We start from the raw sequence: 21,610 nt of genomic DNA, 5'->3' as shown, positions 1-21,610 counted from the left end.
AGCGCAAACGACCTCGCAGTTGCCCAAGGGCCGTCCGCCAACCCGTCACCGGCTGGCCACGCCTGCGACGAAACCAGTCGATCTGCGCGCCCATCGAGTTCCGCATTATCTGAGCACTTTAACCCCATGGAATTTCCGAAAGGCATTAGGGCTAGACGGCCTACGTCACACTCGACTGGAATGGAAAACGATCCCAAACGAGTTGACCGAATGCGGGCCCGTGCTCCCGAAATTGTCTGTCGTGTGGTGCAGGCTGCCCAGCCTGCCGTATCGCCGACCGCCCGGCGGGTGAAGAAAGAGGCCCTTCCATGCTCTCCACGCGCCTGGTTTCCTTCGTCGCCCCGCAGGCTGGGCAGGCGAGAGGACGGATGCCGCGCCACCCGAGGACAACACGATCAGGTTTCCAACAGGCTTTTCGCGTGCCGCCGGATGGCTGGGTCGAATCCTCCCAGCATACGCGCGAGTTCTTCCACTCGCTCATCGCCTTGCAATGGCTGGACACGCACGGAGGTGCGTTGCTGGCGAACCTCCTTGGCGACCTGGAAATGAGTGGGGGCAGCCGCGGCCACGGGGGCGAGGTGGGTGACGCAGAGCACCTGCCGGCAGTTCCCAATTTCGCGCATCTTTTCGCCCACCTTGCGCGCTGTTTCCCCGCCAACGTTGGCATCCACTTCGTCGAAGACCAGCAAGGGCACGGCGTCCACTGACGCGAGCACGGTTTTGATGGCCAGCATCACGCGGGCCATTTCGCCGGAGGAAGCGATGGCGCGAAGGGGCTTGGGCGGTTCTCCAGGATTCGGGGAAAACAAGAACTCCACGGTATCGAGTCCGGACAGCGGCAGCGGCGACGCGGAGGAGGGAAGCGCGGTCGAGGAGGCGAGGCTCACTTCAAACTGGCACTTCAGAAATCCGAGGTCGGCCAGTTGCTTCGAAACCGCCTTATTCAACTTGGGAAGAGCGGCGGCGCGCGCCTGGCTGAGTTTGGCGGCGGCCTGGAGCAGGCGCTCCGTATTGGACGACAACTCGCCGCGGATACGCTCCGCCTCGGCGTCTCTTCCCTCGAGCTTGGCGAGCTCGGCGGCGGCGGTCTGGCGATGTTCGAGGATGACTTCGATCGTGGTGCCGTACTTGCGACGCAACTGTTGGATCAGGCCGAGGCGTTCTTCCAGTTCCGCCAACCGGACAGGATCAAGTTCCACTTGGTCCGCGTAGCGGGAGACTTCGAGGGAGAGTTCCCGGAGCAGGGAGGACGCTTGTTCGTGGGACTCGAGCAAAGGACGCGCGTCTGGATCGATGCGGACCAGTTCTTGCAACGCGCGTCCGAGCCGTCCGGAGAGGGCGAGGAGGGCGTCTTCTTCGCCTTCGAGACAGGCCAGGGCGGATTGAGCCAATTCACCGAGCCGGGAGGCGTTGGCGGCGCGGGCGTGTTCTGATTCCAACGCGTCGAGCTCGCCGGGTTGGAGGCGGGCGGCGTCGATTTCCCGGACTTGATGTTGGAGCAAGTCCATGTGGCGGGCGATCGCCGCGTCGTCGCCATCGAGCGCGGTGAGTTCACGGGACAGTGTGAGACGTTCGCGGGCGAGGGAAGCGAAAGCCGAGCGCGGCGCTCTCAAACCAGCAAAGTCGTCCAGGAGATCGAGCTGGCACGAGGCATGGAGCAAAGACTGATGATCATGGGGGCCATGGAGATCGGCGAGGCGGGCGCCAAGTTCGGCCAGGATTTGGAGGGAGGTGGGAGATCCATTGATGAACTGTTTGTTGGCACCTGTCCCGGCCAGGGTTCGCTTCACGATCAATTCGGAATCCGCGGGTAGTTCGAGTCCGTTGGTGTCGAGAAAATCGCGCCACGGCCAGGGCCATTTTCGGAGATCAAAAACGGCCTCCACCGTGCAGGAATCGGATCCGTGACGCAGGAGGGAACGGTCGGCCCGCTCTCCGAGAATGAGGTTGAGGGCGCCGAGGACCATGGACTTGCCGGCGCCGGTCTCGCCCGTGAGGACGTTGAAGCCCGGCTGAAACTCCAGCGTCAAATCGTCCACGAGACCCAGATTTTTAATGCGGAGGGTGGTCAACATGGCAGAATCGGTTCGCGTTGAATCTGCTCGAAGGCTTGAATGCGGCAAGGCTAAACATCGCCCGAGGGCGGGCTGCGCCACTCAACGACTCGATTTGATGAGTTTTTCACTCATTTTTCTGGGGACCGGCACGTCTCAGGGCGTCCCGATGATCGGGAAGGATTATCCTCCCGAGTTCCTGGCCAATCCGCGCAATCATCGCACGCGGCCCTCGATCTATGTGGAGACGCCGGGCGCGAAGCTGGTGGTGGATACGAGCCCGGAGTTCAGGTTGCAGATGTTGCGGGAGAACATTCGCTGGCTGGACGCGGTGGTGTTTACGCACGCGCACGCGGATCACATCATGGGATTGGACGATTGCCGGCGATTTTGCGATCTGCGCGGGGGTCCGCTCCCGGTGTATGCCAGCGGGGAGACGATGGAAGTCTTGCGGCGGGTCTTCGCCTATGCCTTCGAGGCGAAGGCGCCCAACGGATATTTTCGACCGGATCCCAGGGTTTTTGCCGGGGCATTCGCCATCGGGGACTTGGTCCTCACCCCCCTGCGTCTGCCGCACGGGCGGATGCATAGCCATGGATTTTTGTTCACTCAGAGCGGAGTCCGGCGGCTGGCCTATTTGAGCGACTGCAAAGAGGTCCCGGATCAGGTGGTTGAGCAGGTGAAAGGGGTGAGCGTGGTGGTGCTGGACGCGTTGCGGCGCGAAGCACATCCCACGCACATGAGTTTGGACGAGGCGTTGGCGGCGGCCCGCCGCATTGGGGCGGAGCGTACCTTTTTTACCCATTTGACCCATGACTACGATCATGACCGGGACCAAGCCGAGCTTCCGGGCGGGGTGGAGCTGGCCTACGACGGTTTGAGGATCGAGGTGGCCTAGCCGGACCGGTACCCATGATGCTTGACTTTCAGCAAAGGATCGATGCCTTCGATGCGCGGAGGCTCCGAGTTTGGATGCTTCTGCTGACATCGAGTCTCTTTCCAGCCACTCAAGCCCAGGACCCGAGGGGACGTGAGGTGGTCGTCGTTTACAACCGTACGATGCCGGAATCGAAGGCGCTGGCGGAGTTCTACGGGCAGCGTCGCGGCGTTCCAGCGGAGCAATGGCTCGGGCTGGATTTGCCGCAGTCCGAGATCATTTCCCGCGGTGACTTTTCCGAAAAACTGGAGAAGCCCTTGTTGCAGTTTCTGGAGGAACGGGGGCATTGGACCTTTCCCGCCGGAACGACTCGGAGGTCGGATCCGGCCCAGTCGTTGCCCAAAGCGGCGGGAGTGCGTTATGCGGTTTTGTGTTTTGGGGTGCCGGTGCGCATTTGGAAGGACACCGGAATGAGGGAGGAACGCGCGAATCAACTTCGCGAGGAATTGAGGCGCAACGAGGCGGCGGTGGACAGTGAATTGGCGGTGCTGCCGCGTTATTATCAAAACTACATGCGAGCGGGTCCGCTTTCCAATCCTCTGCTGGGAACGACGAATTCGGCGCTGCTTTCGCCGACGAACGGATTGTTTTTGGTGGGACGAATCGACGGTCCCAGCGCGGAAGTGGCACGAGCTTTGGTGGAGCGGGCGATGGTGGCGGAACGAGACGGGTTGTGGGGAAGGGCCTATTTCGATCTTCGTGGCGTCACCAATGGCAATTACAAGATCGGGGACGACTGGATTCGAAAATCGGCCGAGATCGTTCGGCGGCTCGGGTATGAAACTTATGTGGATGAGAAGCCGGAGACCTTTCCGCCGGGGCTTCCGGTAAGCCACATCGCGTTTTACGCGGGCTGGTATGATCCGGCGGTATCCGGACCCTTTGGACGCGAGAAAGTGGATTTCATGCCGGGTGCGTTCGCCTATCATTTGCATTCCTACAACGGGGCCACGATTCGCTCGACCTATGAGCGATGGGTGGGGCCCTTGCTCACCCGGGGCGCGACGGCGACGATAGGGTCCGTCGACGAACCGTATTTGGAAGGGACCCCTGATTTATCGATCTTTTTCGGGCGGTTCGTCTTTTTCGGATTCAGCTTTGCCGAGGCGGCCTACGCTTCGGTGGAGGCGTTGTCCTGGCAATCCACCGTGGTCGGTGATCCGTTATACCGTCCGTTCGCGGAGCGCCCGCAGGACCGCCACGAACGGCTGGAGAAGGCCAGGCATCCGATGCTGGAATGGTCGCAGTTGAAGGTCGTGAACCTGAACGAGGCAACCGGAGTATCTCCGAATGAGTTGCTCCAGTATGTGGCCAAGATTCCCGAGTTGAAGCAGAGCGCGGTGTTGTTGGAGAAGCAGGGGGACATGGCGTATGCGCGCGCGCGTTTCGACGAATGCATGGCGGCCTACGAAGCCGCCTTGACCTTGGAATTGCGGGAGGGACAGCGGGTGCGGCTCAAGCTGGCCTTGGCGCGGGTCTATGCTTTGAGCCAGAAAAAGCAGGAGGCTTACGATTTGTATCGGAGCGTGCTGAAGGATCATCCCACCTGGGGCGAGCCTCTCTCCATCTACCATCGGATGAAGCCGCTGGCCGTGGCGCTGGGGAAAAGGGAAGAGGCCGAACTCATCGACCGGGAGATCGAGAAGCTGCTCTCACGTCCTTAACAATCCCCGCACGATGTGGCCGTGAACGTCGGTGAGGCGGTATTGGCGGCCTTGGAATCGGAAGGTGAGGCGGGTGTGGTCGAGCCCCAGGCAATGGAGCAGGGTCGCTTGAAGGTCGTGGATCTCGACGGGATCGGAGGCGACATTGAATCCGAAGTCATCGGTTTCACCGTAAGCGGGTCCGGATTGAATGCCCCCGCCCGCGAGCCACAGGGAAAACGCCTTCCCATGGTGGTCGCGCCCGTAATGGTCGGCCTTGGCCTCGCCCTGGGCATACGGCGTGCGTCCGAATTCGCCCCCCCAGATGACGAGGGTGTCGTCAAGCAGTCCGCGTTGTTTGAGGTCGGAGACGAGGGCGGCGCTGGGTTGGTCAACGTCGCGGGTGATGACGGGCATCCGTTCGGTGAGGCCTCCGTGGTGATCCCAATCACGGTGATAAAGTTGAATGAAGCGGACGCCGCGTTCGGCCAGGCGCCGGGCGAGGACGCAGTTGCGCGCGAACGTGCCCGGCTTGCGGGAATCTTCGCCGTAGAGTTTGAAGGTCGATTCGGGTTCCCCGTCCAGATTCATGACCTCGGGCACGCTGGCCTGCATGCGGTAAGCCATTTCGTATTGGGCGATGCGTGTTTCGATCTCGGGATCGCCGGTTTCGCGCCACCGCAGCCGGTTTAACGCTGCGACACGGTCGATCATGGCGCGCCTGTGGGGCCGGGTCACACCGTCCGGATTTTCCAGATAAAGCACCGGCTCGCCCGCACCCCGCAGTTGGACGCCTTGATGACGGCTTGGAAGAAAGCCACTTCCCCAGAGCCGGGCGAGGAGTCCCTGGCCGGCCTTGTTGTCGCTGGCCACCGAAATGAGAACCAGGAAGGCGGGTAAATTTTCATTGAGGGATCCAAGACCATAGTCGATCCAGGATCCGAAACTGGGGCGGCCAGGCTGCTGACTGCCGGTCTGAAAAAAAGTGATGGCCGGATCATGATTGATGGCTTCCGTTCGCATGGATCGGACCACGCGAAGATCATCCGCGATGCGCTGCGTGTGGGGGAGGAGATCGCTGATCCAAGTTCCGTGTTCTCCGCAGCGTTGGAAGGAGTACTTGCTCGGTTGAAGTGCGAATCGCGCCTGGCCGGCCACCATGCCGGTAATTCGCTGGCCCCGCCGTACGGAATCCGGCAGATCCTCATTAAAGCGCTCCTTGAGGAGTGGCTTGGGGTCGAACAGTTCGAGATGAGAAGGCCCGCCGGACTGAAACAAACTGATGACCCGCTTGGCCCGGGGGAGGAAGTGGGAGGTTGGGCGCGATCCGGACGTGGCTTGGGCAGGGGACGGTGCCAGCAAGGAGGCAAGCGCGGCGGCGCCGAGCCCCAACCCGGCCCGTCCGAAAAACTCGCGCCGCGAGGAAACGGATTCAAAGCGGAGGCAATGAGAGGAGTTCATTCGCGGGAGATGGTTTCGTCAAGGTTGAGCAAAATGCCGGCAAGCGAAGCATAGGCGTGATTCTCAGAGCCCTCGAGAGAGGGTGCCATGGCGCGTTTGAGTTCCACGAGTTCGGAGACGGATGGATTGCGCGAGGTCGCAAGCCGAAACGCCCAACGGAGGCGGGCATCGAGATCGATTCCTCCTTCGGACTGAATGCGTGCGCCCAAGCGCTGAGCCGCTTCCACGAACAGCGGTTCGTTCATGAGGATGAGGGCTTGCAAAGGAGTATTGGTGCGCGATCGGCGCACGGTGCAGAATTCACGGTCCGGCGCGTCGAAGGTCAACATGGCGGGGTGGGGGAGCGTTCTTTTCCAAAAGGTGTAAAGACTGCGCCGGTAAAGGTCGCGTCCACGGCTGAGATTCCAGCGCGTGCCGGGATAATCGGCGCCGACCACGATGTTCTTGTAGAGTTCTTCCGGTTGATAAGGGAACACACTTTCGCCTCCCAGGGATTCCTGAAGCATACCGCTCAGCGCGAGCGCCTGATCGCGCAGGACCTCGGCCGGCAGCCGCAATCGCGGGGAGCGCGCGAGCAGCCGGTTTTCGGGATCGCGGGCAAAGGACTCCGGCGGCGCCGCGGAGGTTTGCCGGTAGGTTTGGGAAAGCGTCATCGCGCGCAGGAGCCCCTTCACATTCCAACCGCTTTCGATGAAATCGCGCGCCAGCCAGTCCAGGAGTTCCGGATGGCTTGGATATTCCCCTTGCGATCCGAAATCCTCGAGTGTCTTGACCAATCCGACGCCGAATAACTGCGCCCACATGCGGTTGACCACCACTCGGGCCGTCAGCGGATGTTCTGGATGCGTGAGCCAGCGGGCGAGTCCAAGCCGATTCTTCGGAGCCCCGGCAGGCCATGGCGCCAGGGTCGATTCGGGGACGGAAGGTTCGACGCGGTCGCCTTGAGCGTCATACGCGCCGCGCCGAAGGATGAACGTGGGACGGGGTTCGGGAAGTTCGGACATCACCATGGTCGAGGGAAGAGCACGCCGGTAGGCCAGGTGGTTTTCCCAAAGACGATCGCGTTCCTCCAGATTCGCGCGCAGCTTTGCATCCGTGCTTTTCGCAGGGGCGCGCCGGAGCGAGGTGATATGGCGGGCGCCGGATGGAATACCCGTACCCGCCCGGGTTCCCAGGTGCTCGGCATGCTCAGCAAACCATGCGCGAATCTCTCCTGATCGCGGAGCTCTGCCGAGAATTCTCAGTTCGTCGACGGCGCCCTGGAAAGAGGGAGCCCCGGGGGTGAGTTCAGCGCCAATCTGGTAGGGCGTGGACGGCGCGTCTTTTGAGGTCAAACCATCGTAGAGAACGCGGGTGGGGATTTCTTCGCCGTCCAAAAAGATGCGAACGTCCGCGGCGCTTCGGCTTCCTCCCAGAACGACGGCGAGATGGCGCCATTCCCCGGCGCGCAGCGGTGCGGATTCGCCCCGCACGCGCAAGGCATAAGCCGGGAAGAAATCGGACCAGCGCACTTCAATCTGACCGTCCATCAGCCGGATTTCCTGTCCTTTGCCGAAGCCTTGTTGGGCAGGATTTCCGGAATAACTGACGTTGGAGAACAGGGCCACGTCGCGCGAGTTGTTCTCGTCGGGGCGAATCCAGAGAGCCACCGTGGCGGGTTTGGTGAAATGGAGGATGCCTTTGTCGAGGCGTGCCAGCGGACCCCTTTGCGATTTCCAGGCTTGCTGGGCAACCCCCTCGATCAGTTCCGGCGGGGTTGATGGAAACGAGAACGGCTGCCCTTGGGTGAGGAGGTTGTCGCAGCTCAAGAAGAGCGAAATCACGTTGGTGTTTTCCCTTTCAGTCCGGCCGGCCGACGATCGGGCCTGGATCGGGGTAGCGGGTGATGGGGGAAGGGGCAAGGCTTGCCTCGAGGCCTGCTCGATCCATCGATCGAGCCGTTTGATCTCGGCGAGTTGGCGATCCATTTCACGACGCTGAAGCGGGGTGGGGGCAGGCAGCAGCGGCACCGCATTGGCGATGCGTCCATCCTCGCCATGCTCGGGGACATTGTTGAAGAACGCGAAAAGGCCGTAGTAGTCGCGCTGGGAAATGGGATCGAACTTGTGGTCATGGCAGCGCGCGCATTCGAGCGTGAGTCCCAGCCAGGCGGTGCTGAAGGTGCGAACTCGATCGGCCACATATTCGACGCGATATTCCTCGTCGATGATGCCACCCTCGCTGTTGATGACGTGATTGCGACTGAAGCCGGTGGCGATCCGTTGGTCCAGCGTGGCCTGGGGCAGCAGATCACCGGCGAGTTGTTCGGTGATGAAGCGGTCGTAGGGAAGATTGGCGTTGAAGGACTCGATCACCCACTCCCGCCAGCGCCACATGCTGCGGGCGGAATCGTTGTTGAAACCATGCGTGTCGGCATAGCGCGCGGCGTCCAGCCAATCGATGGCCATGCGCTCTCCAAAGCGCGGGGAGCTAAGGAGCCGATCCACCTCGGACGCCCAAGCCGGTTCGCCTTGGGTTTGCACGGCATTGGAGAAGCGGTTGAGCTCATCAAGGGCGGGGGGCAAACCGGTCAGATCGAGGGACACACGCCGAAGCCACGCTTCGGGAGTCGCCGGAGGGGACGGCGCGAGTCCCTCGCGGGCCAGCCGGGATTGGATCCAGGCATCGATGGGCCGGGCCGGGCCGGGAGGAGTCAGCCGCCGTGGCGGGACGAAGGCCCAATGTTGATCGTAGCGAGCCCCTTCAGAAATCCATCGCTTCAGAACGGCTTTCTGCTCCGCCGACAAACTTCGCTGGGTTTCCGGAGGCGGCATGAGTTGATCGGGATCGTTGCTCTGGATCCGGCGGAGCAACGCGCTGGCCTCGGGTTTTCCAGGGAAAACGGCTTGTTTTCCCTCACGGACCGCAAGGGCGCCGGCCCGGGTATCCAGACGAAGCCCCGCTTTGCGCTGGGAGGCATCCTGTCCGTGGCACTGAAAACAATACTCGGAGAGCAGCGGGCGCACCTCACGATTGAAATCCACGGGTGCGGGCGAATCGGCTGCCCTCGCCATCGTGGCCAGCCCAAGGAGGAGAACGGCCATGCGCTTAAGCCTGATCATAGCACGGGCGATCATGAGGCACTCAGGCGCGAAATACAAATCAGTCTTGAGTCCGATTCGGTTTGAATGCGGAGAAAGCCGGGGTCAACCCGTGGTTTTGCGCAGCAGAGCAATGCGATTGGTGTTGGTGCCTTTGTTGTTGTTGGAGACACCCCAGCAATTGGCGGTCTTCGTGAAGGCCTGATCGTTGATCATGATGAGCAGGGGCTCGAATTGGGCCGCCAACGCGCATCGAATCACGGACTCCTCCAACCGCACGGATCCGGCACGAACTTCGCCCACCTCGAACGCCACGTGTCCGCCGGGACGCAAGATGCGGTGCAATTCCACGAAGACTCGCGTCATCGCCTCTTCCCAAACCTCGAGGGTCTTGGGCGTGGTCAAAGCGACGGAGCGGGCATCCATGCCGAGGAACCAGCACCGCAGCCAGTTGTCGGTGGCGTAATCGACGACGTCCAGGAACGGCGGGGACGTGACCACCAAGGCCGCCGAATTCGAGGGCAACGCAGGAGCCCGGTCGGCGGGGCCTTGGATCAACTTCGATTTGACGGCGATTTCCGCCAGGCCTCGAATCGTTTTGGGATCGCAATCCGAGACCAATTGGCGGGATTTCTTGTTGACGATTTTCCGCAGCGAGCGCCGCGGCGGAGTCTGATTGCGGTCTTTGTTGATTTTCAACTGGGCTTTGACCGAGACCGCCTGGTTGGGCGGGAGCGTATACACGGAAAGAAATCCCACGGAATGTCCTGTCAAACGGTTCAAGGAAACCATCCCAATCCAATCGTCCAGGGCGTCGAGACGGGCTTCCTTCTGCCGCCGGAGCAAATACGCCTTGAGAGCGCAGATTTCCCTGAGCGTTTCGGGATGGTAAAAGACGAGCAGGTCTTCAGGGAACTCTTCGTTGGCCTCCAAGTCGATGTCGTTCAGTCGTTGCTCGACTTCCTTGGGATCGGCGGGACGCAGGCGCGGGCGGGTGAGTTGAAGGCTGACTGGATTGATATCGCAGCCGTAGGGAACGCGTCCAAGAAGAGCCGATTCCAAGGGTGTGGTGCCGCGTCCCATGAACGGGTCCAGCACGACTTCGCCGGGTTCCGTGAGACGTTCCACGAAGAAGCGCGGCAACTGGGGTTTGAAACAGGCCCGATAGGAGATCTCGTGAAGCGAATTGGCCTGGCGCTGCCTCGAGGTCCAGAACTCATTGACGAACGTTGGAACCTTCGCGGTGCCTCCTCCGGCCAGATGGACCTCAGTCTCCAAGGTGGTGGTGGCCGTGCCAAATTCCTGGAAATCGAGGACCTGCTGGGCGAACGAAGGTTTCGACGAGGCGCGTGAAGGTTGCCTGGCCGGGGCTGGGGCGAAGTCGAATTCAAGGTTTTGCGGACGGTTCATGCGCAGGGGACGCGTTCGACGGGCAAACCTAGGCTGCCGACCTCGACTTGAAAAGGACGGGTTGAACGGCGACGGTCGTCACAGGGAAGCGCCGGAATGGAGCCTGGAGGCTGGCGCCTGGCGCCGGGAATGCCGCTCATTGATCGACCCAGGCCCAATCCCACGGCCAGCCGGAGGCCCAAATCGATTTGGCGTAGGCGACGGTGGGACTCGCCTTCGCGAAACGGCTTGCCGGAATCCATTCCCCATGACCATCGCTCCACGATTGATTATGCCCGGCCGGGCTGTTGGCCGGACTGAGGGCGCCGATCTTGGGCACCGGTCCCAGCACGCCATGATTGGAGTGCCACTTGCGTTGAGAGGGAAAGACCATGGTATGATCGGCGGTGAGAGGTCCCATGGGATCAGTCGATTTCGCGGGTGAATTGGTGCCGCGAAAGCGGGGGCCCGAGAGGCCCGTCAGAATCATGAAGTGATCCACGTGCAAAAGGGCTTTCTCGTCAAACAAGCGGGGCGTGTCGGCCCGGTAAGGACAACGCCAGACCGTCGGGACCTCGGCCGTCTTGATGTCCTTGTCGAAGTCTGCCGCGCTGGTGCGGAGGCGTCCGCCCGTCAGTCCATAATTGATCAAGGTGATCCCTTGATTGCTGCTCATCACGTAGAGAGCATCGAGCTTCCAGGCAGTCGTCTGGTCGGCCGTCGGATAGATTTGGTTGAAGTCGTCTGCATACATCTGGAATGAGAGCGCCTGGGACTTGATGTTGGAAAGGCAATGCACGCGCTTGGCCTTGGCTTTGGCCTTGGACAGGGCGGGAAGGAGCATGCCCGCGAGGATGGCGATGATGGCGATCACGACCAGAAGTTCGATGAGCGTGAATGCCGTCCGGGAAGTGCAGCGCGCAGGATTCATGGGAGGTTCGAATTCGGAATGGCTTCTCTTACCATGCCGCGGTTCTTTCCGACAATGAATTCTCCCAACGAGTCCATTGCCCCGTGCATCCCGAAGATGTCTGTCGTGTGGCGCAGGCTGCCCAGCCTGCCGTATCGCCGACGGCCCGTCGGCCCGGCGGGTGAAGAACGAGGCCCTTCCACACTCTCCACGCGCCGGGTTCCCTTCGTCGCCCCGCAGGCTGGCAGCCTGCACCATAGCAGACAGGGCTGTCTGCGTGACCACGACAACCCGGCCAACGACAACCTCTGGAGACACCGCCTGCGTCCTGCGGTGGTGCGGTTCTATCCGCGGCGGCACCCGAAGGCCGTGAGCGCGGAGGCGAGCCGCTCCAGGGGCAACCCGACCACGTTGGAAAAGGAACCTTCGATGGAATGGACGATGGCCTCGCCGTGCTCCTGGAGGGCGTAGCCTCCAGCCTTGTCGAAGGGATGGATTTTGGAGAGATAAGCTCGAATCGAAGCCAGTCCCAGTCTGCGGAAGCGGACGCGGGTCGTCTCCGCAAACAGGTGGGTATATCCGGACGCGGGATGGAGGAGACACACGCCGGTGATCACGTGGTGGGGGCGTCCCGAAAGGGCTTTGAGCATGGCCACGGCCTCGCGCGAGTTGGAGGGTTTGCCGAACAGTCGCTTTGGCAAGGCGACCACAGTATCGGCTCCCAGGATCAATGCCTTGGGGCGCCGGAGCCTCAAGGCGTCGGCCTTGCGCCAGGCATTGACGAGGGCAACCTCCGCCGGCGCGAGCGACGAATCCTCGATTTCTTCCACGCGAGTTGGCATCACGTCGAAGGACGGACAGAGTTCACGCAGCAGTTCGACCCGGCGCGGGGACGCGGAAGCGAGGACGAGTTGGACGTCCAGACTTGGAACTCGAGCACGTCCACCATCCCGGGCGGAGTGATGAGAGATGCGTTTTTCGCCCAAGCGGTTGCTCCTGGCGAAACGCTTCAAGCCCCGTGGGGACGGATCAAGCGAGGATGCCTTTCACGACTTCGCCATGGACATCGGTGAGGCGGTAATCCCGGCCCTGGAAGCGATAAGTGAGTTGGAGATGATTCACTCCGAACAGGTGGAGGATGGTGGCGTGAAGGTCGTGGACGTGAACCTTGTTTTCCACCGCGTAAAAGCCGAAGTCATCGGTTTTCCCGTAAACCACGCCCGGTTTGATGCCACCGCCCGCCATCCAGATCGTGTAGCCGTGGGGATGATGGTCTCGCCCCATTTGGTCGGGTTCCAGTTTGCCTTGCATCATCGGAGTTCGCCCGAACTCGCCTCCCCAGAGGACGAGTGTTTCGTCCAGCAACCCCCGCTCCTTCAGATCTTTGATCAGGGCCACGCAAGGCTGATCCGTTTCGAGGCAGCGCTTTTTCAGGTCGAAAACGAGATTCCCATCCGGCCCGCCGTGATGATCCCAGCCACGATGATAGAGCTGCACGAAGCGAACTCCGCGTTCGACGAGCCGGCGGGCGAGGAGGCAATTGTTGGCGAATGAGGCCCTGCCGGGCGTGGTCGCGTAGGCGGTATGCGCCGCCTCGGGTTCCTTCGAAATGTCCATGACATCCGGCACGCTGGTCTGCATGCGGTAGGCCATTTCGTAGGCGGCGATCCGGGTTTCGATCTCGGGGTCGAGGAGCACCCGGTGGCGCATCCGGTTGAGGTCGCGAAGGGTGTCCAGAGACTGGCGGCGTCGCGAGCCATCGATGCCGGGAGGATTCTCGACGTAGAGCACAGGCTCGCCCTGCGAGCGCAACTGCACGCCCTGATGTGCGGTGGGGAGGAACCCGCTGCCCCAGGCACTGTTGGTCAGCGGCTGGCCGACTCCGGTCATGAGCACGACGAACGCGGGCAGGTCCTTGTTCTCGCTGCCGAGGCCGTAGCTGAACCAGGAACCCATGCTCGGGCGTCCGGCCAACTGAGCGCCCGTGTTCATAAAAATCGTGGCCGGGTCGTGATTAAACGCTTCGGAATAAAATCCCTGCACGAAACAGAGCTCGTCCACGATCGTGCTGGTTTGCGGCAGCAGTTCGGAGAGCCACACTCCGGACTTTCCATGCTGATTGAACTGATAACGAGTGGCCAGGAGTTTGGATTCTTTGCCGATTTGCGCGAGGCGGATATTCTTGACGAGTTCTTCCGGCACCTTCTCTCCGTTGCGCTTGTTGAGCTCGGGTTTATAGTCGAACAGATCGAGGTGGGACGGTCCGCCGGACTGAAAGAGGTAGATGATGTTTTTCGCCTTGGGAGCGAAATGCAGGGCTTTCCTGGCGGCTTCCGCAGCCTGGAGTTTCCCGAGGCGCCCATCGTGGAGCAGCGTGCTCAAAGCCAGAGCGCCCATGCCCGAACCGCATTGCTTAAGAAAGCGGCGCCGGGTGACGGACTTGAGATGTTCCAGATCGAGCGGTGAAGGGGAGTGCATAGGGGGCGGGATCATCCTTTGGTCAGGTTCTCGTCCAAATTGAACAGCACGTTGGCCACCATCATCCAGGCGGCGACGTCGGCGTCTCGCCAAGGGCCGCGCCGCGGGGCTTGCCCTGTGGCAGCGAGCAAACGCGCGCTTTCGGGATCGGCGGAGAAACTCTTGATTTGCTGTTCGAGGTAGCCGAGCAGTCTTTGTCGTTCCGCGCGCGTGGGAATCCGGGAAAGCGCGGTCCGAAAGGCAAACTCCAGTTGTTGGCGGGCGCCGGACCCGCCTTCGCTCAACACGCGCTCGGCCAACCCGCGGGCGGCTTCAAGCAGCGTCGAATCGTTCAGCGCTGCCAGCGCTTGCAACGGCGTGTTCGTGCGCGGACGCCGCGCGGTGCAGACCTCGCGACTCGGCGCGTCAAACACCGCGAAAACCGGATATGTGCAAACGCGCCGCCAATAGGTGTAGACCCCGCGACGGTAAAGATCAGGCCCGGTGCTCAACGGCCATTCGTCCATGCCCAACTCCGGGCGCAGAAATCCGATCTCCTTCCACAGATTGGGCACTTGCACCGGATGCACGCTCGGCCCGCCGATGGCGGGGTTCAAGAGTCCGCTCACAGCCAGGGCTTGATCGCGGATCATTTCGGCGTCCATGCGAAACCGGGGGCCGCGCGCCAGCCACCGATTGTAGGGATCTTTTTCGAGCTTCGCCTTGTCCGCGGCCGCGTTTTGCCGGTAGGTGGCGGAGAGCACCATGGTTTTCTGAATCGACTTGAAATCCCAACCGTGGGCGATCCACTCCGCCGCGAGCCAATCGAGCAGTTCGGGGTGCGAAGGCGCTTCACCTTGGCGCCCGAGATCGTCGCTGGTCTGAGCCAGGCCGGTGCCGAAGAAACGCTCCCAAAGCCGGTTCACCGTGACGCGGGCGGGAAGAGGGTTCCGCGGGTCCACCAGCCATTGGGCAAGGGCGAGGCGATCGGAGCCTGCCCCCGGTGGCAGGGGCGGCAGGAAGGCGGGCGTGCCCGGCGTAACGGACGGGCCTTTCTCAAGAAAATTTCCCCGCACCTGCACGAACGTTTCGCGGGGCTCGGACCGTTCCTTCATCACCAGGGTGGAATACTTCGAACTGGCCAAATCCAGCTCGCGTTTGTTCAAACGGTAAAGTTCACGATCGAGCGAGCGCAGAGCGGGATCGAGTCCGCGGAAAAATTCCCTGACGCGCGCGAGTTCCTCGATCGAGCGACTGGAGGAAGTCGAAGCCAGGATGGCGTCGATCTCGCCGGGCACGGGCCAAAGCTTGGCCGGATCTTTCTGGGTCGTGACGGAGAGACGAAATCTCCCGATGGTGTGGCTGCTGCCGTGATAATGGTCGAAGCGAAAATGCAGTCGGGTTCCTTGGGGCCCGCCGACGGGCTCCTTGAACGTCACGATCAGAAAGTGAGGTTTGCCGAATTGGGGGCCGATCGCCCAGCCGGTCTTCGGATTGCGGTCAATGGCGTGTTCCGCCCGGTAGTATCGTTGCTCCCAGTCGGCCATGGCGGTGCCGAACGACACCGGAACCGGAGCGCCGCTCGAACCCGTTCCAGAGACGGACACCCCGAATTCATCCAGAATGAAATTTCCGGTTTCGCGCCAGCGGCCGGGACCCTTCTTGGGAAGGGAAGGATCGGGCAGCACCTCGAGCAGAACCGCGGTGATGGCTGAGTCGGTCGTTTCCGCCTCGAAGGTGATGGTGTCGTAAATCGGATTGATGCCGGTGCCCAGGACGGAGTGGTCAGGCAGGTTGGTGTAGGACGAGCCGCCATTCGAGAGAAGGTTGGTCAGAACGAGAGGGGTCCAAACGTTGCCGGTCGAAGCACGGCTTTGTTCCCACGCCTGCTGGCGGGCGGGAGCGGAAGCTTCCTCCCGGGCGATCAGGTTCTTGACGCGCTGAATATCGCGGTGAAGGAAATCCACTTGAGCCTGCACGGGAGGTGCCGGGACAGGCACGGTGGGTTCGAGCGAGTGGCTGCCGCGGTCCTCGGTATGGTTGAAGAACGCGTAGAAGCGATAGTATTCCTCATGGGTGATCGGATCATATTTGTGGGTATGGCATTCTGCGCACATCATGGTGAGCCCGAGCCAGGTGGTCCCCACGGTGGCGACACGATCCTTCACCGCCTTGACCCGGTGCTCCTCGTTGTCGCTGCCGCCCTCGTCGTTGATCTTCGTATTGCGATTGAATCCCGTGGCAATGATTTGTTGCAGGGTCGCGTTGGGGATCAGGTCGCCCGCAAGTTGCTCGATCGTGAACCGGTCAAAGGGCATGTTTTCATTGAACGCCCGGATCACCCAATCCCGGTAGGGCCACATCGAGCGCGTGCTGTCGATTTGATAGCCGTTGGAATCGGCGTAGCGGGCGAGATCCAGCCACCAGCGGGCCATGTGCTCGCCGTAGTGCTCGGAATCCAGCAACCGATCAACCAACCGCTCGTAAGCATCCGCTCGCTTGTCGTTCACAAACGTTTGAACTTCGGACCAGGTCGGGGGCAGGCCGGTGAGATCAAGCGTGAGCCGGCGGATCAGCGTAGGGCGATCCGCTTCAGCGGCCGGCTTGAGTCCTTCGCGCTGAAGCTTGGCCAGGATGAAACGGTCGATCTCGTTGTGGATTCGTTTTCGGACAGAAGGCAGCGTCGGGGGAACGGGCTTTCGCAGCGCGGTAAAGGACCAATGCTTCGAGGGATCCCACTCCGGCCAATCCGCCCCCTGATCGATCCATTGCCGCAGAGAACTGATTTCGGCGGGTGTCAATCGATCTCCCTTAGGCGGCATGACCTCGTCCGCATCGGTGGTGGTGACGCGGGCGATCAGGTCGCTCTCCGCACTTTTACCGGGGACAATGGCGGATTTGCCGGACTTGCCCCCCTTGAAAGCCGCCGATTTGAGGTCCAGCCGCAAGCCGCTTTTTTGAGCGTCCGGACCGTGGCATTCGCTGCATTTCTTGACGAGGATGGGCTCGATATCCTTGGTAAAATTGATCTTGGCAGCCGCCGCGAGACTTAATCCCGTTCCCAATCCCGACGTCGAAGCCGCCAGAAGCGCGAGCCGCAGCAAGCGTGCCGGTAGTGAACGCGAAAAAGAGAGGATCATAGAGCCAATCATGCGAATTCTATTGGGAAGTTTGCCACGGATCTCGGGGATTGCACAAGGGAAGTCGTTCGCCACACAGGGATTCTCATTTTGCCCCGGAGCGCAGCGGGGTCGTCCCTCGACCCGCCGCCGCACGTTGAACAATCTGGAGTCTTCCGACTTGTCCGCGCGCTGCGGCGGGTCTCCGATCGTGTATCCCGATGTTGTTGGTAGGGCGGGCCTGTCCCAGGCCGCCGCCCACTGGATGCAAAACATCATGCTCTGGCGGCGCGCCGGGACGGACGCGCCCTACCTGCATCACCGGCAACATCGGGATGCACCGTGGAGCGTCATTCGGGACGGGCGGGGAATTCTGCGATGGGAACGGAAGAAGGAAGGCTGATAGACCCGATTTCGGAGGTCACCGTCCCAGGGCTTGAATCCGTGGCGGATCCAGTCCGAAGAGGATGGTGGAGCCGAGGAGATTCGAACTCCTGACCCCCACAATGCCATTGTGGTGCTCTACCAACTGAGCTACGACCCCAGTCCGAAAGCGGCTTGGACTCTAGTGACGAGATCGGACAAGTCAAAGTCTTTCTTGAGCGCTTTTCGTGCGCCTCAAAAAGCGATCAAGGATGATGCTTTTTCACGAACTCGATCGCCCGGCTCACGTATTCCTCGGGCATGCGGGCGTAAAGCGGGTTGTCTGTCTCGATGGCCAGCACGCCATCCCAGCGCGCTTTGCGCAGTTCCTCGAACAACCCCGCGTAATTCGAGCTGCCGGAGCCTATGTGAACATCCACAATCGTCGGCTTTCCATCGACCTGCTCGATCTTCTTGTCTTTGAGATGGATGTCGAAGACGCGTCCTTGGTACTCGCGAAAGACCTTGTCGGCGTCGAATCCCGCCCCCGTGACGTGGCCCACGTCCAGGCAGACTCCGATGCGGGCGTCGCGGGCGTTCAAGATCTTTTTTACCGTGTCGGGATGGCCGTAGACGGAATTCAATCCGTGGTTATGGATTCCCAGCTTGATGTCGTATTCCTTCACCAGTTCCTCCAGGTTGTCCCATTGGGCGGCTTCGCGGGGCTCGACGATGATGAGTTTGATCCCCATGGCCTTGGCGAATTGGAAGAGTTTGCGGTTTTCCTCCTTGTTCATGGAAGTTCCGGCGACGCCGAAGGTGTAAAACTGAATGCCGCGCGCCTCCAGTTGGGCCTTCTGCTTGAGGGACTCCTCCAAGGGCGCCAGCGGATCAATGTGCTTGTTGGTACACTGAATGTATTTGAGTTTGTGCTTGGAGGCGAATTCGAGCGCTTGCTCGAAATTCATCTCGCGCAAGGTCCAGGATTGGATGCCGAGCTTGGGTTGATACGCGGCGGCCGAAAGAGCGGCTTGGAAACCCACGGCCAGCGCGAAGGCGGCCACGCGGAGGAACGTCAGGCTTTTCATGATTGGATGAGCGCAGACCATGAACGAATGGGCGGGAATCGCGCAATGAGAATTCCGGAAAGTAGAGCCGTTCTCATTTTGGTGGGTAGGGCGCGTCACTCCGTGCGCGCCGCCTTTGGAAACACCCGGTTTCGGCGCGCAGCGGAGTGCGCGCCCTACCTTGATCAGTCAAAATGAGAACGGCTGCGGAAAGGATTGATCCCACGTCTTCTCCTCGTGTGAGATCACGCCATGTCCCGGCCGGCCTCCCTCGAGTTTCATTCGAGTTTGATGATCCCAAGTGTTTGTCTTGCCTTGAGTTTGCTGTGCGCTCGGGCGGTGGAGGCGGGAGATGTCGAGCTCAAGCGGATTGCTTCGCGGACGCTGTCCGGGTTTTCGGAGGCGGTGTTGATCGAGAGCCGGCCCTTGATTCACACCGGCCAGTTTTTCGCGCGCGACACCCGGGGACACGCGGTGGCCAAGGGCGATGCCTCCCGCCAGATGGAGTGGGTGGCGGATCAAATGCTCGGCGCCGTTCGACAGGCGGGAGGCGAGGATGCCACGGTCGTTCGGGTGCATTTGGTCGCCGCCAACCTGGATGCCTGCCGGCATGGCATGAGAGTTCTGGCAAGGCGTTGGAGTCCCGGAGCCGCGCCCGCCCTGAGCATGGCCGTGGGGGCTTTGGCCGATCCGGATTCGCTGGTGGGGCTCGACGCGATCGCGGTTCCCCTGGCCAAAGCCGGCCCATCCGCTCGGCAATTCCGCGCGGTGGAAGGCGCCACCAGTGTTGCGAGCGCCGCCATGCTGCCCTCCGGCCCTGCGGTGTTCGTGGCAGGCCAGGCCGAACCCGGCTCTCTGGAAGTCGCGACGCGGAAGACCCTGGCCAGTTTGGAGCGCACGCTGGGTCACCTGGGATTGGGACGCACGGACGTCGTCCAACTCAAAGCGTTTATGTCTCCCATGAACCAAGCCGAAGCGGTGAGGCGGTTGGTGAGGGAATATTTTCATCCGCAATTGGCACCGCCCTTGGTCCTGGTCGAATGGCTGAGCAACCTCCCCATTGAAATCGAGATTGTGGCGTCGGCGCCAAAGCAATCCTCAACCGCCCAGTCTCCGGTCGAATTCATCACCCCTCCTTGGATGTCGGCGTCGCCCGTCTTCAGCCGCGTGGCGGTGGTCCATGGGGCCAGGCGGATTTACACCTCGAGTCTCGTGGGGGAATCGGGGGTGGAAGCGGGGCGGCAGGTGGAGTCCATGTTTGATTCACTGCGTCATGTTCTCGAACCTTGGCGAAGCGATTTTCAACATCTGATCAAGGCCACCTACTTCGTCTCGCTGCCCGAGGTCAGTGCCAAGCTCAACGAACTGCGCCCCCGCTATTATGATCCCCGCCGGCCACCGTCGGCTTCCAAAGCCATGGTGCCGGGAATTGGCCTGCCCGGAGCTTCCATTTCGATGGACATGATTGCGGTGGTGCCGTGAAGCCACGGTGAGACTCAATGAAGACCGCGCGGCGAGCTGATTCGGTCGGGAGACGATCGATCGGGTTGAGCCAAGACGAGGCGCCGTTCTGATTCCTTCAGTTTCACCCACTGGCCTGGTCCAAGTTCGCCCAACTCGAATCGACCGATGCGGAATCGCAGGAGTCGAAGTGTGGGATGGCCGACGGCGGCCGTCATCCGTCTGACCTGGCGGTTTTTTCCCTCTGAAAGTTCGAGCTCAAGCCAGGTGTCCGGAACTGTTTTTCGGGCGCGGACAGGCGGATGACGATCCGCCACGCGGGGTGGAGGAATGATCCGGACCGAACAAGGAAGTGTGCGTCGTCCTTGCACCTCGACCCCGGACCGCAGCGCGGCGAGCGCGGATTCAGTTGGGATGCCCTCGACCTGCACCCAGTAGGCGCGGAGATGCTGTTGGCCGGGATGGAGAAGGCGGGTGTTCAGGCCCGCTTCCTCGCTCAGCAACAGGAGTCCTTCCGAGTCGGCGTCGAGCCTCCCCAGTGGATACACCTCTCGGGGGAATCCAAATGCGGAAAGAGTGCGATTGGGAGATCCGTCTGGAGTGAATTGAGACAGCACTCCGTAAGGTTTGTGAAAAGCCAGCAGCACGGTTCAAGCATGCACCCCGGACAGGATGTCGGAATCCTTGAGGGGGAGCGGGAAGGGTTCCAACGGCATGGGGAGTCGATGGTCGAGGAAGGCGCGGCAGACGGCGAAAAAGTCACGCTCGGTTTCGGCCCGGCGGATGTCATGGAGAAATTGTCCGGTGGGTTCCGCGCCGAGGGCGATGAAGTTGAGATATTTCTTCATCTTTTGCACTTGGGATCGCTCGGTGCATTGAGGCGGTCGGACCGCGTGGTAGAGGGTTTGAATGTATTCGAACACTTCGAAGCCCGCGGGTTGGCGGGCGGGCAAACCGTTGAGCGCGTCACGAATCTGCCGAAAGATCCAGGGATTGCGGATGGCTCCACGTCCAATCATGAGCCCGCCGGCCCGGGTCGAGTCCAGGACGGTTTTCGCTTTCGGAGCGGACGAAACATTGCCGTTGGCGAGCACGGGACAAGGCAGCGTGGAGACGGCGCGGGCGATGAGATCGTAGTGAACATCCGAGCGGTACCTTTCGGCGACGGTTCGGCCGTGGACGGTGACGAGATCGACTTGGCGCTGCGCAAAGATCTCGAGCAAGCGATCGAAATCGTTCCAGTCGTCGAATCCGACCCGGGTCTTGACGGTAAAGGCGATTCCGATCGCGTCGCGCAAAGCCTGCAGAATTCGATCGACGCGCTCGGGTTCGCGGAGGAGTCCGCCTCCGGCGCACTTCCGATAGACCACGGGTGCGGGGCAGCCGAGATTGAGGTCGATGGCGGCGACGGGGTAGCGCTGGAGGGTTCGCGCGGTGCGGACGAGTGCCTCGATGTCATTTCCGATCATTTGGGCGACCACAGGCCGGCCCGTGGGATTTTCCACGATCGAACGGAGAATGGGTTTCTCGAGCGAGGAGGTGGCGTGGACGCGGAAATACTCGGTGTAATACACGTCGGGTCCGCCATACTCTTTGAGGACGTCCCAAAACGGCAGATCGGTGACATCCTGCATGGGGGCCAGCGCCAGGACCGGACCGTCGGAGGCGG

14 protein-coding genes and 1 tRNA gene are annotated in these 21,610 nt (G+C 61.5%); 3 read left to right on the top strand and 12 right to left on the bottom strand.

The annotated features are described in order from the left end of the window. Nucleotides 1-395 precede the first annotated feature (395 nt). Nucleotides 396-2,075, bottom strand: a complete 1,680-nt coding sequence (gene recN, locus FJ404_15960; protein ID MBM3824356.1) for a DNA repair protein RecN — start codon at nt 2,073-2,075, stop codon at nt 396-398. Between the two features lie 97 nt (nt 2,076-2,172). Between recN and FJ404_15955 the strand changes: the two genes are divergently transcribed. Then, complete coding sequence (locus FJ404_15955; protein ID MBM3824355.1) at nt 2,173-2,952, top strand: MBL fold metallo-hydrolase; 780 nt, start codon at nt 2,173-2,175, stop codon at nt 2,950-2,952. 14 nt (nt 2,953-2,966) lie between these two features. Next, a complete protein-coding gene (locus FJ404_15950) occupies nt 2,967-4,655 on the top strand; it encodes a TIGR03790 family protein (protein MBM3824354.1) in 1,689 nt (562 codons plus the stop codon). Here FJ404_15950 and FJ404_15945 read toward each other — a convergent pair. From FJ404_15945 to FJ404_15905, 9 genes are all read right to left on the bottom strand, one after another. Continuing rightward, the gene (locus tag FJ404_15945) at nt 4,644-6,095 is read right to left on the bottom strand and encodes a DUF1501 domain-containing protein (GenBank protein MBM3824353.1); all 1,452 of its coding nucleotides are present in this window, start codon (nt 6,093-6,095) and stop codon (nt 4,644-4,646) included. The two genes, FJ404_15950 and FJ404_15945, sit on opposite strands and share 12 nt — an antisense overlap. Beyond that, nucleotides 6,092-9,211 carry a DUF1553 domain-containing protein gene (locus FJ404_15940; GenBank protein ID MBM3824352.1) on the bottom strand — a complete coding sequence of 1,040 codons (3,120 nt, stop codon included), beginning with the start codon at nt 9,209-9,211 and terminating at the stop codon, nt 6,092-6,094. Before FJ404_15940 ends, FJ404_15945 begins: the two co-directional genes overlap by 4 nt. A gap of 69 nt (nt 9,212-9,280) precedes the next feature. Beyond that, nucleotides 9,281-10,585: a site-specific DNA-methyltransferase gene (locus FJ404_15935; protein MBM3824351.1), complete on the bottom strand. Its 1,305-nt coding sequence runs from the start codon at nt 10,583-10,585 to the stop codon at nt 9,281-9,283. Nucleotides 10,586-10,721: 136 nt separating this feature from the next. Continuing rightward, on the bottom strand, nt 10,722-11,495 hold the full coding sequence (locus FJ404_15930) for a type II secretion system protein (protein ID MBM3824350.1): 774 nt from the start codon (nt 11,493-11,495) through the stop codon (nt 10,722-10,724). Between the two features lie 323 nt (nt 11,496-11,818). Beyond that, nucleotides 11,819-12,487 carry a septum formation protein Maf gene (gene maf / locus FJ404_15925; protein ID MBM3824349.1) on the bottom strand — a complete coding sequence of 223 codons (669 nt, stop codon included), beginning with the start codon at nt 12,485-12,487 and terminating at the stop codon, nt 11,819-11,821. A 16-nt stretch (nt 12,488-12,503) separates the two neighbouring features. Beyond that, entirely contained in the window at nt 12,504-13,952 is a 1,449-nt protein-coding gene (locus FJ404_15920; GenBank protein MBM3824348.1) for a DUF1501 domain-containing protein, read from the bottom strand. A gap of 11 nt (nt 13,953-13,963) precedes the next feature. After that, entirely contained in the window at nt 13,964-17,329 is a 3,366-nt protein-coding gene (locus FJ404_15915) for a DUF1549 domain-containing protein (protein MBM3824347.1), read from the bottom strand. Nucleotides 17,330-17,518: 189 nt separating this feature from the next. Next, nucleotides 17,519-17,594, bottom strand: a tRNA-Ala gene (locus FJ404_15910). Nucleotides 17,595-17,679: 85 nt separating this feature from the next. Then, nucleotides 17,680-18,522 carry a sugar phosphate isomerase/epimerase gene (locus tag FJ404_15905; protein MBM3824346.1) on the bottom strand — a complete coding sequence of 281 codons (843 nt, stop codon included), beginning with the start codon at nt 18,520-18,522 and terminating at the stop codon, nt 17,680-17,682. 210 nt (nt 18,523-18,732) lie between these two features. Between FJ404_15905 and FJ404_15900 the strand changes: the two genes are divergently transcribed. Further along, nucleotides 18,733-19,962 carry a RidA family protein gene (locus FJ404_15900; GenBank protein MBM3824345.1) on the top strand — a complete coding sequence of 410 codons (1,230 nt, stop codon included), beginning with the start codon at nt 18,733-18,735 and terminating at the stop codon, nt 19,960-19,962. A 14-nt stretch (nt 19,963-19,976) separates the two neighbouring features. Here FJ404_15900 and FJ404_15895 read toward each other — a convergent pair whose 3' ends face one another. After that, nucleotides 19,977-20,588 carry a pseudouridine synthase gene (locus FJ404_15895; GenBank protein MBM3824344.1) on the bottom strand — a complete coding sequence of 204 codons (612 nt, stop codon included), beginning with the start codon at nt 20,586-20,588 and terminating at the stop codon, nt 19,977-19,979. Nucleotides 20,589-20,591: 3 nt separating this feature from the next. Continuing rightward, nucleotides 20,592-21,575, bottom strand: coding sequence for a tRNA-dihydrouridine synthase family protein (locus FJ404_15890; protein MBM3824343.1), 984 nt, complete (start codon nt 21,573-21,575; stop codon nt 20,592-20,594). Nucleotides 21,576-21,610 lie beyond the last annotated feature (35 nt).

This window comes from Verrucomicrobiota bacterium, assembly GCA_016871495.1.
Classification (GTDB): domain Bacteria; phylum Verrucomicrobiota; class Verrucomicrobiia; order Limisphaerales; family VHDF01; genus VHDF01.
This window is presented reverse-complemented; position numbering and strand designations above follow the sequence as displayed.